Below are 15,426 nucleotides of genomic sequence, written 5' to 3' on the forward strand. Positions count from 1 at the left end.
GCATAGCAAATTTGGTGCCACGCCCTCCCCCCGGTCTTCTGAACCGAGTGTGGCCGGACTATATGCCGGGCTGCCGCCCCCGCCGCACAGGGTAAGCACCGCCCCGGGGCCCTTTGCAGGGAATCCCCGGGGTCAGTAGGCGGGCTTATGCCACCGGTGTCACGGGAATGTAGAACTGCCCGCCGCGCTGCTGGAATTCCGCCGCCTTGGTCTGCATGCCCTGGGCCAGCGCCTCGGCCTCCGCCACGCCCTTCTGGGCGGCAAATTCGCGCACTTCCTGCGTGATCTTCATGGAGCAAAACTTGGGGCCGCACATGGAGCAGAAGTGCGCCACCTTGGCGCTGTCCTTGGGCAGCGTTTCGTCGTGGTATTCCTTGGCCGTGTCGGGGTCCAGGCCCAGGTTGAACTGGTCCTGCCAGCGGAAGTCGAAACGCGCCTGGGAGAGCGCGTCGTCGCGCGCGCGGGCCCCCGGGTGGCCCTTGGCCACGTCGGCCGCGTGCGCGGCGATCTTGTACGCGATGATGCCCTGCTTGACGTCGTCGCGGTCGGGCAGGCCCAGGTGCTCCTTGGGCGTCACGTAGCACAGCATGGCGGTGCCCATCCAGCCGATCATGGCCGCGCCGATGGCCGATGCGATGTGGTCGTAGCCCGGTGCGATGTCGATGGTCAGCGGGCCCAGGGTGTAGAACGGCGCCTCGTGGCAGGTCTTGAGCTGCTCGGTCATGTTGGCCTGGATCATGTGCATGGGCACATGGCCGGGGCCTTCGATCATGGTCTGCACGTCGTGCTTCCAGGCCACCTGGGTCAGCTCGCCCAGCGTGTGCAGCTCGGCGAACTGCGCCTCGTCGTTGGCATCCGATGCGCAGCCGGGGCGCAGGCCGTCGCCCAGGCTGAACGACACGTCGTACGCCTTCATGATGTCGCAGATGTCCTCGAAGTGCTCGTACAGGAAGCTCTCGCGGTGGTGCGCCATGCACCACTTGGCCATGATGGAGCCGCCGCGCGAGACGATGCCCGTGCGCCGCTGCGCGGTGAGGTGGATGTAGGCCAGGCGCACGCCGGCGTGGATGGTGAAGTAGTCCACGCCCTGCTCGGCCTGCTCGATCAGCGTGTCGCGGAAGATCGCCCAGGTCAGGTCTTCGGCCACGCCGCCCACCTTTTCGAGCGCCTGGTAGATCGGCACCGTGCCGATGGGCACGGGCGAGTTGCGCACGATCCAGTCGCGCGTGGTGTGGATGTTCTTGCCGGTGGACAGGTCCATCACGTTGTCGGCGCCCCAGCGGATCGCCCACACGAGCTTCTCGACCTCTTCCTCGATGCTCGACGTGACCGCCGAGTTGCCGATGTTGGCGTTGATCTTGACCTTGAAGTTGCGCCCGATGGCCATGGGCTCCACCTCGGGGTGGTTGATGTTGGCGGGAATGATGGCGCGGCCCCGGGCCACTTCGTCGCGCACGAATTCGGGGGTGATGATCTTGGGGATGCTCGCGCCCATGGGGTTGCCCATCAGCCGCTGCTCGCGGCCAGCGTCGGCCATGTACTGCTCCATCCACTCGCGCTTGCCGTTCTCGCGGATGGCCACGTATTCCATCTCGGGCGTGACGATGCCCTTCTTCGCATAGTGCATCTGCGTGACGTTGGCACCCGCCTTGGCGCGCAAGGGCTTGCGCTGCAGGGCCGCGGCCTCGGCGCGCAGCTGGGCCAGACGGGTGGCGTCTTCGCTCTTCTGGCCATCGTCCAGCGCCACGGGCGCGCGGCCTTCGTAGTGCTCCACGTCGCCACGGCCGGTGATCCAGCCGCCGCGCACTCCCGCCAGGCCCTTGCGCACATCGATCGCAGTCTCGGGGTCGGTATACGGGCCGGAGGTGTCGTACACGCTGACCAGTTCGCCGTTGGTCAGCGCAATGTCGCGCACGGGCACGCGCAGATCGGTGTGCAGGTGGCCGGGGAGGTAGGCCTTGCGTGAGGCAGGAAAGGGTTCGCGCGTGCGTGCGAGCAACTCGGCGAACCTCTCGGGGGTGGCCAGCTTGGCGTGGGGGTCGGGGGCGTTCATGGGCAGGTCTCCTGGTTCCGGTGGCGGTGGGTGCTGCTCCGGAATGGACCTGTGCGCCCCTCGGGTGCGGCTGCACCTGAGGCATGGCGTGCCAGCAGGGACTGCGGGCACGGAGACAAGGAGGTCGGCTCTTCTTCCGCCGGTATGAACCGGATCAAGTTCGTCGGGTTCGCAAGGCCTGCCGAATTTCTTCAGCCACCTCGCATCTCAGCGCTTACGCACACCCCGGAGCAGGCGCGAGTATAGGCCAGAGAGAGAAAACCGCGCCGCGGAGCCTCTCGGTCAGGCGAGGCGCCCGATGAGGACCACCGCAAAGAAGAAGACGGCCGCGATCACCGTCCACTTGAGGATGACGAGCCCCAGGCGCTTGTAGCGCGCCTGCCCCGTGCCGGCATAGAAGGCAAACGACACGGCCGCCGCCAGGAGCAGCAGCATGGCCAGCCAGCGAAAGATCAGCATGTCAGGGACTCCCGGCGCCGTGAAAACGGGCGCGGCACTGGCAGGAGGCTCCGGGCTGCGGCCCGGGAATGGTGCTTCATGCTCACCAGGCGCGCGCCGGCTGGGCAAACCCGCCGGGCGCCTGGCGCTCGTCCTCGAACGTGACGACCTCCCAGGCATCGCGCTGGGCCAGCAGCTCGCGCAGCAGCAGGTTGTTCATGGCGTGGCCCGAGCGGAAGGCGCTGTAGGCCGCGAGCAGGGGCTTGCCGATCAGGTACAGGTCGCCCATCGCGTCCAGGATCTTGTGCTTGACGAACTCGTCGTCGTAGCGCAGCCCGTCGCTGTTGAGCACCTTGTAGTCGTCCATCACGATGGCGTTGTCGAGGCCGCCGCCCAGCGCCAGGCCGTTGGAGCGCATCATCTCCACATCGCGCGTGAAGCCGAAGGTGCGCGCGCGGGCGATGTCGCGGCTGTAGTTGCCTTGCCCCATGTCGAACTCCACGCGCTGGCCCGTGGAATCCACGGCGGGGTGGTCGAAGTCGATCTCGAAGCTGAGCTTGTAGCCGTGGTAGGGCGCAAGCCGAGCCCACTTGGCCGCGGCGCCCTCGCCTTCGCGCACTTCCACCGGGCGGGTGACGCGGATGAAGCGCTTGGGGGCGTTCTGCAGCTCGATGCCCGCGCTTTGCAGCAGGAACACGAACGATGCCGAAGAGCCATCCAGGATGGGCACCTCTTCGGCGGTGATGTCCACATAGAGGTTGTCGATGCCCAGCCCCGCGCAGGCCGACATGAGGTGCTCCACGGTGTGCACCTTGGCATTGCCCACGGCGATGGTGGACGCCAGGCGGGTGTCGGTCACGGCCTCCGCCCGGATGGGGATGTCCACCGGCTGCGGCAGGTCCACCCTGCGGAACACGATCCCGGTGTCCGGCTGCGCAGGCCGCAGGGTCAGCTCGACCCGCTGGCCACTGTGCAGGCCCACGCCCACGGCGCGGGTGATCGTCTTGAGGGTGCGTTGCTGGAGCATCCGGGGATTTTAGTGGGGCGACCCCGCAAAAACCATCCACTGCTGCCTATGACCCTGATAGAAAACGGAGAGTCGCAGGGGCGGCGTACAAGCTGTCAGAGACACGCAGGTAGCGCCCCGCAGCGACTGCATTGCGCGCCACGCGTACCCAGACGGCGGTGACTGCGCAGCTGAGGAGCATACGAGCCAAATAGGAAGCGCGGTGGTGGAAACCGTCACGGCCCAATGCCAGAGACACCGCGCAAGGGCCGCCCCGCCGCGCATGTCGAGAAACCCCTTGCCAGAGTCAAGGGGCGCTCGGTCTGTCCCAGCCCGCGCAGGCGGGCTGGGAGCCGCAGACCTCGCCCCCTCCCGCGCAGCGAGAGAGGGGGTGAAGCGGCGTAGCCGCTCAGGGGGAGTACCGAATCAATCCGCCTGCTTGCGCAGGAAGGCCGGAATCTCCAGGTCGTCCATGCCGCCCGAGGACAGCGCGTCCACGCGCGCCGCGGCCTGGGTGCGGTTGGTGCGCCACACGCTGGGCACCGACATGCTGCCGTAGTCGGCCTGCGCGCTGCCGGCATGGCCGCCCTGCACGCCCATGGCCGAGCCCAGGGCCCCCGTGCCCGCGATGGGCATCTGGTAGGCCACGTTGTCCGTGCCGGTGCGCAGGCCGCCCTGCACCACCGAAATCGGCTGGCGGCGCGCGTTGGGGCGCGACAGGCCGGTGGCCACCACGGTCACGCGGATCTCCTCGCCCAGGCTGTCGTCATAGGCAGCGCCGTAGATCACGTGCGCGTCGGGCGAGGCGTAGGCATTGATGGTGCTCATGGCCAGGCGCGATTCGGACAGCTTCAGGCTGCCCTTGGCGGCCGTCACCAGCACCAGCACGCCCTTGGCGCCCGACAGGTCGATGCCTTCCAGCAGCGGGCAGGCCACGGCCTGTTCGGCGGCGATGCGGGCGCGGTCCGGGCCGCTGGCGGTGGCCGTGCCCATCATGGCCTTGCCGGGCTCGCCCATCACGGTGCGCACGTCTTCGAAGTCGACGTTCACGTGGCCGTATTCATTGATGATTTCGGCAATGCCGCCCACGGCGTTCTTGAGCACGTCGTTGGCATGGGCGAAGGCTTCGTCCTGGGTGATGTCATCGCCCAGCACTTCCAGCAGCTTCTCGTTGAGCACCACGATCAGCGAATCCACGTTGGCTTCGAGCTCGGCCAGGCCGTTGTCGGCGTTGGTCATGCGGCGGCCGCCTTCCCAGTCGAAGGGCTTGGTGACCACGCCCACGGTGAGGATGCCCATTTCCTTGGCCACGCGGGCGATCACGGGTGCGGCGCCCGTGCCCGTGCCGCCGCCCATGCCGGCAGTGATGAACAGCATGTGCGCGCCGTCGATGGCCAGGCGGATGTCGTCCACCGCGGCCTCGGCGGCTTCACGGCCCTTGTCGGGCTTGCTGCCGGCGCCCAGGCCGCTGCCGCCCAGCTGGATGTGGCGGTGGGCCGAGCTGCGGGTCAATGCCTGCGCGTCGGTGTTGGCGCAGACAAACTCCACGCCCTGCACGCTGCGGGCAATCATGTGCTCGACGGCGTTGCTGCCGCCGCCGCCCACGCCGATCACCTTGATCTGGGTGCCCTGGTTGAATTCTTCGGCTTCGATCATTTCGATGGTCATGTTGGAGCTCCTGTTTCTTTCACTGAATTCGTTTGCAATCTCGTGTGCAACTGCCAATGGGTTGTTCGGTATGTCATCGTGCGCAGCGGGGATGGCGGTCCGGTACATCGTCGCCATCGCCCACGCGGTATTCGGTGCGGACTGCCTCTCGCCAGCCAAAGAGGAAATTTCATGGTCAGAAATTCCCCACGATGAAGTCCTTGAAACGGCCAAACGCCGTCTTCATGGAGCCGCTTTTCTGTGCCACCTTGAAGCCGCGCAGCCGCGCCAGGCGCGCCTCTTCCAGTAGGCCCATGACGGTAGCAGCCCGGGGCTGTGCCACCATGTCAGACAAGGCGCTGGAATACTTCGGAATGCCGCGCCGCACGGGCTTCAGGAAGATGTCCTCGCCCAGCTCGATCATCCCGGGCATGACCGAGCTGCCGCCGGTGAGCACGATGCCCGACGACAGCACTTCCTCATAGCCCGACTCGCGCACCACCTGCTGCACGAGCGAGAAGATCTCTTCCACGCGCGGCTCGATCACGCCGGCCAGCGCCTGCTTGCTGAGCATGCGGGGGCTGCGGTCGCCCAGGCCGGGCACTTCCACCTGCGCCTCGGGGTCGGCCAGCAGCTGCTTGGCGTAGCCGCTTTCGACCTTGATGTCCTCGGCGTCCTTCGTGGGCGTGCGCAGCGCCATGGCGATGTCGCTGGTGATGAGGTCGCCCGCGATCGGAATCACCGCCGTGTGGCGGATCGCGCCGCCGGTGAAGATGGCCACGTCGGTCGTGCCCGCGCCGATGTCGACCACCACCACGCCCAGCTCGCGCTCGTCGTCCGTCAGCACCGCCTGGCTGCTGGCCAGGGGGTTGAGCATGAGCTGCTCGACCTCCAGGCCGCAGCGGCGCACGCACTTGATGATGTTCTCGGCTGCGCTCTGCGCACCGGTCACGATGTGGATCTTGGCCTCCAGGCGGATGCCGCTCATGCCGATGGGCTCCTTCACATCCTGCCCGTCGATCACGAACTCCTGCGGCTCCACCAGCAGCAGGCGCTGGTCGCTGCTGATGTTGATGGCCTTGGCCGTTTCCACCACACGCGCCACGTCGGCCGAGGTGACCTCCTTGTCCTTCACGGCCACCATGCCGCTGGAATTGAGGCCGCGGATATGGCTGCCCGTGATGCCGGTGTACACGCGCTGGATCTTGCAGTCGGCCATCAGCTCGGCTTCCTTCAGCGCCTGCTGGATGCTCTGCACGGTGGCGTCGATGTTCACCACCACGCCGCGCTTCAAGCCATTGCTCGGGGCCACGCCCAGGCCTGCGAGCTTGAGCTCGCCATTGGGCAGAACCTCGGCCACCACGGCCATGACCTTGGCTGTGCCGATGTCCAGCCCCACCACGACGTCTTTGTATTCTCTTGCCATATCAGTCTCTGCCCTTCTCTGTTCTGTCCCGCCGCACCCCGGCCTCATTCACGAACCGCCCCGCTCTCCACGCCACGCACCGCTGTTGCTGCTGCTGTTGCATGCCGTCACCTCCTGCGCACGCCACCCGCGGCGCCCATGGCATCGGGGATCACGGTGCTCACGCCGCGCATGCGCAGCGCATACCCCCCGGCGTGCCGCAGGTCCGCGGATTCCAGGGACTCCACGCGCCGGCCGTACTGCGCCGCCACCTGGGTCAAGGTGCGCGTGAAGCGCTGCGTGCGCTGCACCACCTCCTGCGGTGCCCCGCCCCCCAGCTCCACCACCGCGTCGCTGTCGAGCCTGGCGCGCCAGCCGCCCCGGCCGGTCAGTTCCAGGGACTCGACCTCCAGCCCCAGGGGCTTGAACACCGGCTGCAGCAGCCCAAACATCTGCAGCACCTCGGGGGAGCTGCCCGCGGGGCCCAGCAGGCGGGGCAGGCCGTCCTGCTCCACATCGCCCACGTTGGCCTCGAACACCTCGCCCTGCCGGTTGACCATGGCCGAGCCGCTCTCCGGTCCCCAGTACGCCACGGCCTCGTGTTCCTGCAGCTCCACCTGCAGGCTGCCGGGGTAGACCCGCCGCACCTCGGCGCGGCGCACCCAGGGCACTTGCTCGAACGCCGCGCGCGCGGCGCGCAGGTCCACCGTGAAGAAGTTGCCCGCGAGGTGCGGCGCCACATTGGCCCGCAGGGTGACGGCGTTGTTGTGCACCAGCTCCCCCTGCACCACGATGCGCGCGATCGCGAAGCCCGGATAGCGCAGCATCCACCAGGCACCCGCCGCCAGCACGAGCAGGGCGCAGCCCACGAACAGGACCGACGCGGTCAGGTTCATGAGCTTGACGTCCAGCGGTGCGGGCAGCGCGGAGTTCATTTGGCGGCGGCTCCTTGCGTGTCGAGCACGGCATCGGCCAGGATGCGCAGGCACAGCTCCTCGTAGCTGATGCCCGCAGCGCGCGCGGCCATGGGCACGAGGGAATGGCCCGTCATGCCCGGCGAGGTGTTCATCTCCAGCAGAAAGGGCTTGCGGTCGCTGGCGCGCAGCATCAGGTCGGCGCGGCTCCAGCCCCGGCAGCCCAGGCTGCGGTAGGCGTCCAGCACGATGCGCTGGATCTCGCGCTCTTCCGCTTCGGGGAGGCCGCTCGGGCACTGGTATTTCACGTCGTCGGTGAAATACTTGTTCTGGTAGTCGTAGGCACCGTCGGGCGCCACGATGCGGATCACGGGCAGCGCGCGCGCGCCGGCGCCCTGGCCCAGCACGGCGCAGGTGACTTCCTCGCCGTCGATGAACTCCTCGCAGAGCACATCGGGGTCGTATTTCGCGGAGAGCTGCACGGCCTCCTGCATGTCCGAATAGCCGCGCACCTTGGTCACGCCGATGGACGAGCCCTCGCGCGGCGGCTTGACGATGAGCGGCAGGCCCAGCTCGTCGGGCACGGTGCGCACCACCTCGCGCTGCTGGCGGTCGGGCGCCAGCCACACGTAGCGCGGCGTGGGCAGGCCCTCGGCCAGCCACACCCGCTTGGTCATGACCTTGTCCATCGCGATGGCCGAGGCCATCACGCCCGGGCCCGTGTAGGGGATGCCCAGCAGTTCGAGCGCGCCCTGCACCGTGCCGTCTTCGCCATGGCGGCCGTGCAGCGCGATGAAGCAGCGGGCATAGCCGTCGCGCTTGAGATCGCCCAGCGGGTTCTGCGCGGGGTCGAACGCATGCGCGTCCACGCCGCGCGAGCGCAGGGCCTGCAGCACGCCGCTGCCGGACATCAGCGACACCTCGCGCTCGGCCGAGTCGCCGCCCATCAGCACGGCCACCTTGCCCAGGGACTTCACATCAAAATTCGAATCAAAAAGGGTCATAGCGCGCTCCCCTCCAGCGCCTTAAGCTCATTATTTTGTAGCAAATCAACCACCTTGCCGGGCACGGCGCCGATGGAGCCCGCGCCCATGCACATCACCACGTCGCCGTCCTTCGCGTTGTCGGCGATGGCCTGCGGCAGGTCGGCCACGTTGTCGATGAACACCGGCTCCACGCGGCCGGCCACGCGCAGCGCGCGCGCCAGTGAACGGCCGTCGGCCGCCACCACGGGCGCCTCGCCGGCGGCGTACACCTCGGTCAGCAGCACGGTGTCGGCATGGCCGATGACCTTCACGAAATCCTCGAAACAGTCGCGCGTGCGGCTGTAGCGGTGGGGCTGGAAGGCCAGCACCAGGCGGCGGCCCGGGAAGGCGCCGCGCGCCGCTGCCAACGTGGCGGCCATCTCCACCGGGTGGTGGCCGTAGTCGTCGATCACGGTGAACTGGCCGCCATCCCGGGCGGGAAGGTTGCCGTAGCTCTGGAAGCGCCGCCCCACGCCCTTGAAGCCGGCGAGCGCACGCTGCACGGCCTCGTCGGGGATGTTCAGCTCCACGGCGATGGCGATGGCCGACAGCGCGTTGAGTACGTTGTGCTCGCCCGCGAGGTTGAGCACGATGTCCAGGTCCGGCAAGGTGACGCCGTTGCGCCGCTGCACGGTGAAGCGCATCTGCCCCGCCTCGGCGCGCACATTGATGGCACGCACCTGGGCATCTTCGGAAAAGCCGTAGCTCGTGATCGGGCAGGTCACGCTTTGCAGGATGTCGCGCACGGCCGGGCTGTCCACGCACAGCACGGCCGTGCCGTAGAACGGCATGCGGTGCAGGAAGTCGACGAACGCGCCCTTGAGCCGGCCGAAGTCGTGCCCGTAGGTGTCCATGTGGTCGGCGTCGATGTTGGTCACCACGGCCATCACGGGCAGCAGGTTCAGGAACGAGGCATCCGACTCGTCGGCCTCGACCACGATGTAGTCGCCGCTGCCCAGCTTGGCGTTGGCCCCCGCGCTGTTCAGCCGCCCGCCGATCACGAAGGTGGGGTCCAGGCCCGCCTCGGCCAGCACGCTGGTCACGAGGCTGGTGGTGGTGGTCTTGCCGTGCGTGCCCGCGATGGCGATGCCCTGCTTCAGGCGCATCAGCTCGGCCAGCATGAGCGCGCGGGGTACGACCGGGATCTTCTTTTCCCGGGCTGCGAGCACCTCGGGGTTGTCGGGCGTGACGGCCGTGGACGTGACCACGGCATCGGCGCCTTCGATGTGCGCCGCCGCGTGGCCCAGGCAGGTCTTGATGCCCAGGCCCTGCAGGCGGCGCAAGGTGGCGCTGTCGGCCAGGTCCGAACCGGAGATGCGGTAGCCCAGGTTGAACAGCACCTCGGCGATGCCGCTCATGCCGGCGCCGCCCAGGCCGACGAAATGGATATGGCGAATGGCGTGCTTCATGGTGTTGCAAGCTCCTCGCAGGCAGTCACCACCTCGCGGGTGGCGTTGGTTTTTTGCATGTCTTTAGCTTTAAGCGCCACACCCACCAGGGTGGAACGCTGCATATTCAATAGCATCCCGGACAGCCCCTCGGGCGTCAGGTCGCGTTGCTGCACCAGCCAGCCGCCGCCGGCGTTCACCAGGAACTGGGCGTTGGTGGTCTGGTGGTCGTCCACGGCGGAAGGGAACGGCACGAACACGGCCGCCGCGCCCACGGCCGCGATTTCGGTCACGGTGCTCGCCCCCGCGCGGCAGACGATGATGTCGGCCGCCGCAAACGCGCTGGCGGTGTCGTCGATGAATGGCGTCAGCTCCGCATCGACCCCGGCGGCCGCATAGTGGGCGCGCAGCGCGTCGATCTGCGTCGCGCCGCTCTGGTGGACCACGGTGGGGCGTTGTTCGGCGGGCATCAGCGCGACGGCCTGCGGCACGATCTCGTTGAGGGCCCGTGCGCCCAGGCTGCCCCCCACCACCAGCAGGCGCAGCGGGCCGGAGCGGCCCGCAAAACGTTCGGCCGGGCCGGGTTGCCGGGTGAAGGCGGTGCGCAGCGGGTTGCCCACCCACTGGCCCTTCTTGAACACATCGGGGAAGGCCGTGAACACGCGGTCCGCGACGCCCGCCAGCACCTTGTTGGCCATGCCGGCCACGGAGTTCTGTTCGTGCAGCACCAGGGGCTTGCCGGCCAGCACGCCCATCATGCCGCCCGGAAAGGTGATGTAGCCGCCCAGGCCCACCACCACATCCGGCTTCACGCGCCGCACCACGGCCAGCGCCTGCCAGAACGAGCGCAGCAGGCGCAGCGGCAGCAAGGCCAGCGTGACGAGTCCCTTGCCGCGCACGCCCGAGAAGTCGATGAGCTCCAGCGCGAAGCCGTGCTGCGGCACGATGCGCGACTCCATGCTGCCCGGCGCGCCCAGCCAGTGCACGCGCCAGCCGCGTGCACGCAGTTCCTCGGCGACGGCCAGTCCGGGGAAGATGTGGCCGCCGGTGCCGCCGGCCATGATGAGGGCGGTTTTTTGCGTCATACGCGCCCTCCCCTCATCAACAATTTGTTTTCATAGTCCACACGCAAGACCACGGCCAATGCCACCAGATTCATCAAGATGGCGGATCCGCCGAAGCTCATCAGCGGCAGCGTGAGCCCCTTGGTGGGCAGCGCGCCCAGGTTCACGCCCATGTTGATGAAGGCCTGGAAGCCGATCCAGATCGCCACGCCCTGCGCCACGAGGCCCGCGAACACGCGGTCGAGGGCGATGGCCTGGCGGCCGATGTGCATGATGCGGCGCGTCATCCACAGGAACAGCACGATGAGCGTGACCACGCCCACCAGGCCGAACTCCTCGCCGATCACGGCCAGCAGGAAGTCGGTGTGGGCCTCGGGCAGCCAGTGCAGCTTTTCCACGCTGCCGCCCAGGCCCACGCCAAAGATCTCGCCGCGCCCGATGGCGATCAGCGAGTGCGAGAGCTGGTAGCCCTTGCCCAGGGCGTGCTCCTCGCTGAACGGATCCAGGTAGGCGAACACGCGCTCGCGCCGCCAGGGGGAGCTGGCGATCATGATGCCGAAGGCCGCCACCAGCACGCCCGCGATCAGGAAGAACATGCGGGCGTTCACGCCGCCCAGGAACAGGATGCCCATGGCGATCACCGCCACCACCATGAAGGCCCCCATGTCCGGTTCGGCCAGCAGCAGCACGCCCACGATGGCCACGGCCGCCCCCATGGGCAGCACGGCGCGGAAGAACCGCTCCTTCACGTCCATCTTGCGCACCATGTAGTCGGCCGCGTAGATGAGCACGGCGAACTTGGCCACCTCGGAGGGCTGAAAGCCGATGGGCCCGAGCGACAGCCAGCGCCGCGCGCCATTGACCACCTTGCCCACGCCGGGAATCAGCACGGCCACCAGCAGCAGCAGCGCCACCACGAAGAGCCAGGGCGCCATGCGCTCCCACAGCGCCATGGGCACCTGGAAGGCCAGCAGCGCCGCGACGAACCCGACCACGAGGTACATCACGTGGCGGGTGAGGAAATGGGTGGAGGCGTAGTTGGCAAAACGCGGGTTGTCCGGCATCGCGATGGAGGCCGAATACACCATCACCAGCCCCCAGGCGAGCAGCGCCACCACCACCCACAGCAGCGCCTGGTCGAACCCGAGCACGCTCGCCGGCGTGCTGGTGGTGCGGGGCCGGTAGTCGGTGCCGCCCACGCGCACCGGCAGCACGTCCACGGCCTTGCCGGGCAGGCCGCCGAACCAGCCCGCCACGCGCTGCAGGAAGTTGCTGGCCGGTGCACTCATGCCGCGCCTCCTGTCGCATCGTCCGCCAGGGCATGCACCGTGTCGCAGAAGACCTGGGCGCGGTGCTCGTAGCCCCTGAACATGTCAAAGCTCGCGCAGGCGGGCGACATCAGCACCGCATCGCCCGCATGGGCGCGCTGCGAGGCCAGTTCCACGGCCTGCGGCAGGGTCTCGGCGTCGACCAGTGCCACGCCGCTGTCCTGCAGCGCGGCGCGGATCTGCGGCGCATCGCGCCCGATCAGCACCACCGCGCGCGCATGGCGCGCCACGGGCGCGGCCAGCGGAGAAAAATCCTGGCCCTTGCCATCGCCGCCCAGGATGACCACGATGCGGCGCTCCGCGCCCAGGCCGGTGAGGGCCGCCACCGTGGCGCCCACGTTCGTGCCCTTGCTGTCGTCGAAGTACTCGACGCCGTGGATGATGGCCACGGGCTCCACGCGGTGCGGCTCGCCCCGGTACTCGCGCAGCCCGTACAGCAGGGGCGCCAGCGTGCAGCCTGCCGCCGATGCCAGCGCCAGTGCGGCCAGCGCGTTCACGGCGTTGTGGCGGCCCCGGATGCGCAGCGCGTCAGCGGGCATCAGGCGCTGGATGTGGAGGTCCTCTGCGGCCTCGTTGCGGCCACGCTTGCGGGTTTCGTCCGCATCCATGGCGCGCACCAGCCAGGGCATGCCGCTCACCACCTCGATGCCGAAGTCGCCGGGGCGCTGGGGCATGTCGGCGCCAAACGTCAGGTGCTCGCGCACCTGGGGCTTTTGCAGCTTGACCTTGACCGGCGGCGGCAACATCTGCATCACGGCCGCGTCCTCGCGGTTCAGGATCATGAGCCCGGCCTGGCCGAAGATGCGCGCCTTGGCCGCCGCATAGGCCGCCATGTCGCCGTGCCAGTCCAGGTGGTCCTGCGTGACGTTGAGCACGGTGGCCGCCGTGGGCTCGAACCCGGTCACGCCGTCGAGCTGGAAGCTTGAGAGTTCCAGCACCCACACCTCGGGCAGCGTGCCCGCGTCGATGTGGCTGGCGAGCGTGTCGAGCAGCGTGGGGCCGATGTTGCCGGCCACGGCGACGCTCTGGCCCGAGCGCTCCACGAGTTGCCCCGTGAGCGAGGTCACCGTGGTCTTGCCGTTGGTGCCCGTGATCGCCAGCACCGCCGGGGCGTAGCCGTGCGAGGCCTTGAGCGCAGCCAGCGCCATGGAATACAAGCTCAATTCACCACCAGCGCTTATTCCACAAGCGCTGGCAGCTACCAAAACAGGAGCAATTGTCTGCGGACTCAAACCCGGTGAGCGGTAGACCGCATGCAGGTCCTGGCCTTCGACCAGGCTGGCGTCGAAGCCACCGGCGACAAAACGCACCTGGGGCAGCTCCTGCTGCAGCACCGCGAGCTGCGGCGGCGCGGCGCGCGTGTCGGCCACGGTGACCTCGGCGCCACAGCGCACGCACCAGCGCGCCATGGCCAGGCCCGAGGCGCCCAGGCCCAGGATGAGGATCTTCTGGCCCAGCAGCGGACGCAGGCCTTCGCCGGGCCGGCCCAGGGGCTCGGCGGGCCCATCGGCTGGAGCGTCCTGCGTGGCTTCTTCTTCATCAGCCACCTGCGGCAGCGCAGACGCGGCCTCGGGGGCCGCCACCTCGGCAAAAATCTGCGCCACGAAATCGGCGGCGGCCTTGGCGGCGGAGACCGCGGGCGGCTTTTCAGGGTCCCAGGCATTGGCCGCCGCGTTGGCTGCGCGTGCGCCTGTGGCGGGCCCGGGAGCCCCGGCCGTGCCATCGGCGCTTGCCGCAGGTTCCGTCGCGCCGGCCGTGGCGTCCATGGGTTCGGCGACGGACAGCGCGCCGGGCCCAGCCACGTCGGTCACGCCTGGATCGCCCGGCACCACATCCGCCGTGGACCGCTCTGGTGGCAGCTCCACCTCCGGCGTTCCGGCAGGCGCATCCATGCCCGTGGCCGCCACGGGAGGATCGGCTGGTGCCGCCGGGATGAGAGGATCGTCCGGGTTCATCGCAGTTTCAATGTGGACAGGCCGATGAGGCACAGCAGCATGGTGATGATCCAGAAGCGCACGACCACCTGGGTCTCCTTCCAGCCGCTCTTTTCAAAATGGTGGTGCAGCGGCGCCATCTTGAGCAGGCGCCGGCCTTCGCCGTAGCGCTTCTTGGTGAACTTGAACCAGGTCACCTGCAGCATCACGGACAGCGCCTCGACCACGAAGATGCCGCCCATGATGGCCAGCACGATCTCCTGGCGCACGATGATGGCGATGGTGCCCAGCGCCGCGCCCAGCGCCAGCGCGCCCACGTCGCCCATGAACACCTGCGCGGGGTGCGCGTTGAACCACAGGAAGGCCAGGCCCGCGCCCGCCATGGCCGCGCAGAAGATCAGCAGCTCCCCCGAGCCCGGGATGTGCGGAAAGAACAGGTACTTGGAATACACCGAGCTGCCGGTGACGTAGGCGAACACGCCCAGCGCCGAGCCCACCATCACCACGGGCATGATGGCCAGGCCGTCCAGCCCGTCGGTCAGGTTCACGGCATTGCTGGAGCCCACGATCACGAGATAGGTCAGGATCACGAAGCCCAGCACTCCGAGCGGGTAGCTGATTTCCTTGAAGAACGGCAGCTGCAGCCCCGCCTTGGGCGGCAAATCGAGCGAGAAGCCCGATTGCACCCAGCCCATGAACAGCTCCCACACCTTGGCGTTGGAGCTTTCCGAGATGCTGAACACGAGGTACAGCGCGGCGATCAGGCCGATGACCGACTGCCAGAAATACTTCTCGCGCGAGCGCATGCCCTCGGGGTCCTTGTTGACCACCTTGCGCCAGTCGTCCACCCAGCCGATCGCGCCAAAGCCCAGCGTGACGATGAGCACGATCCACACGAAGCGGTTGGACAGGTCGAACCACAACAGGGTCGAGATCGCGATCGACAGCAGGATGAGCACGCCGCCCATGGTGGGCGTGCCGCTCTTGGACAGGTGCGTCTGCATGGCATAGCCCCGGATGGGCTGGCCGATCTTGAGCGAGGTGAGCACGCGGATCACCTTGGGCCCCGCGATGAGGCCGATGAGCAGCGCCGTCATGGCCGCCATCACCGCCCGGAACGTGAGGTACTGGAACACGCGGAAAAAGCCGAACTCGGGCGACAGGCCCTGCAGCCATTGCGACAGCATCAGCAGCATGCGGCACCTCCCACGGGCGGCCGCGCCC

General features: G+C 68.3%; 12 protein-coding genes and 1 riboswitch. All 12 genes read right to left on the bottom strand.

Annotated features, from left to right (window positions below; genetic code table 11):
* Positions 1–145 precede the first annotated feature (145 nt).
* Entirely contained in the window at positions 146–2,053 is a 1,908-nt protein-coding gene (thiC, locus tag AC07OD_RS08360) for a phosphomethylpyrimidine synthase ThiC (RefSeq protein ID WP_494596098.1), read from the bottom strand.
* 114 nt (positions 2,054–2,167) lie between these two features.
* Positions 2,168–2,291: riboswitch (TPP riboswitch) on the bottom strand.
* A gap of 44 nt (positions 2,292–2,335) precedes the next feature.
* On the bottom strand, positions 2,336–2,512 hold the full coding sequence (locus AC07OD_RS08365; RefSeq protein ID WP_218293304.1) for a hypothetical protein: 177 nt from the start codon (positions 2,510–2,512) through the stop codon (positions 2,336–2,338).
* Between the two features lie 82 nt (positions 2,513–2,594).
* The gene (gene lpxC, locus AC07OD_RS08370; protein WP_218340434.1) at positions 2,595–3,518 is read right to left on the bottom strand and encodes a UDP-3-O-acyl-N-acetylglucosamine deacetylase; all 924 of its coding nucleotides are present in this window, start codon (positions 3,516–3,518) and stop codon (positions 2,595–2,597) included.
* Positions 3,519–3,923: 405 nt separating this feature from the next.
* Positions 3,924–5,165 carry a cell division protein FtsZ gene (gene ftsZ, locus AC07OD_RS08375; protein WP_494596100.1) on the bottom strand — a complete coding sequence of 414 codons (1,242 nt, stop codon included), beginning with the start codon at positions 5,163–5,165 and terminating at the stop codon, positions 3,924–3,926.
* A 175-nt stretch (positions 5,166–5,340) separates the two neighbouring features.
* Positions 5,341–6,570: a cell division protein FtsA gene (ftsA, locus tag AC07OD_RS08380; protein ID WP_008903721.1), complete on the bottom strand. Its 1,230-nt coding sequence runs from the start codon at positions 6,568–6,570 to the stop codon at positions 5,341–5,343.
* A gap of 107 nt (positions 6,571–6,677) precedes the next feature.
* Positions 6,678–7,484 carry a cell division protein FtsQ/DivIB gene (locus AC07OD_RS08385; RefSeq protein ID WP_218293301.1) on the bottom strand — a complete coding sequence of 269 codons (807 nt, stop codon included), beginning with the start codon at positions 7,482–7,484 and terminating at the stop codon, positions 6,678–6,680.
* On the bottom strand, positions 7,481–8,467 hold the full coding sequence (locus AC07OD_RS08390; RefSeq protein WP_218293300.1) for a D-alanine--D-alanine ligase: 987 nt from the start codon (positions 8,465–8,467) through the stop codon (positions 7,481–7,483). The genes AC07OD_RS08385 and AC07OD_RS08390 overlap by 4 nt, the downstream gene beginning before the upstream one ends.
* Positions 8,464–9,897: a UDP-N-acetylmuramate--L-alanine ligase gene (gene murC, locus AC07OD_RS08395; RefSeq protein ID WP_494596104.1), complete on the bottom strand. Its 1,434-nt coding sequence runs from the start codon at positions 9,895–9,897 to the stop codon at positions 8,464–8,466. The genes AC07OD_RS08390 and murC overlap by 4 nt, the downstream gene beginning before the upstream one ends.
* Positions 9,894–10,961, bottom strand: coding sequence for an undecaprenyldiphospho-muramoylpentapeptide beta-N-acetylglucosaminyltransferase (murG, locus tag AC07OD_RS08400; protein ID WP_494596106.1), 1,068 nt, complete (start codon positions 10,959–10,961; stop codon positions 9,894–9,896). The genes murC and murG overlap by 4 nt, the downstream gene beginning before the upstream one ends.
* Positions 10,958–12,229, bottom strand: a complete 1,272-nt coding sequence (ftsW, locus tag AC07OD_RS08405; RefSeq protein ID WP_494596107.1) for a putative lipid II flippase FtsW — start codon at positions 12,227–12,229, stop codon at positions 10,958–10,960. Before ftsW ends, murG begins: the two co-directional genes overlap by 4 nt.
* On the bottom strand, positions 12,226–14,223 hold the full coding sequence (gene murD, locus AC07OD_RS08410; protein ID WP_494596109.1) for a UDP-N-acetylmuramoyl-L-alanine--D-glutamate ligase: 1,998 nt from the start codon (positions 14,221–14,223) through the stop codon (positions 12,226–12,228). Before murD ends, ftsW begins: the two co-directional genes overlap by 4 nt.
* Positions 14,220–15,398: a phospho-N-acetylmuramoyl-pentapeptide-transferase gene (gene mraY / locus AC07OD_RS08415; RefSeq protein WP_494596111.1), complete on the bottom strand. Its 1,179-nt coding sequence runs from the start codon at positions 15,396–15,398 to the stop codon at positions 14,220–14,222. Before mraY ends, murD begins: the two co-directional genes overlap by 4 nt.
* Positions 15,399–15,426 lie beyond the last annotated feature (28 nt).

This window comes from Acidovorax sp. GW821-FHT10E03 (assembly GCF_059415205.1).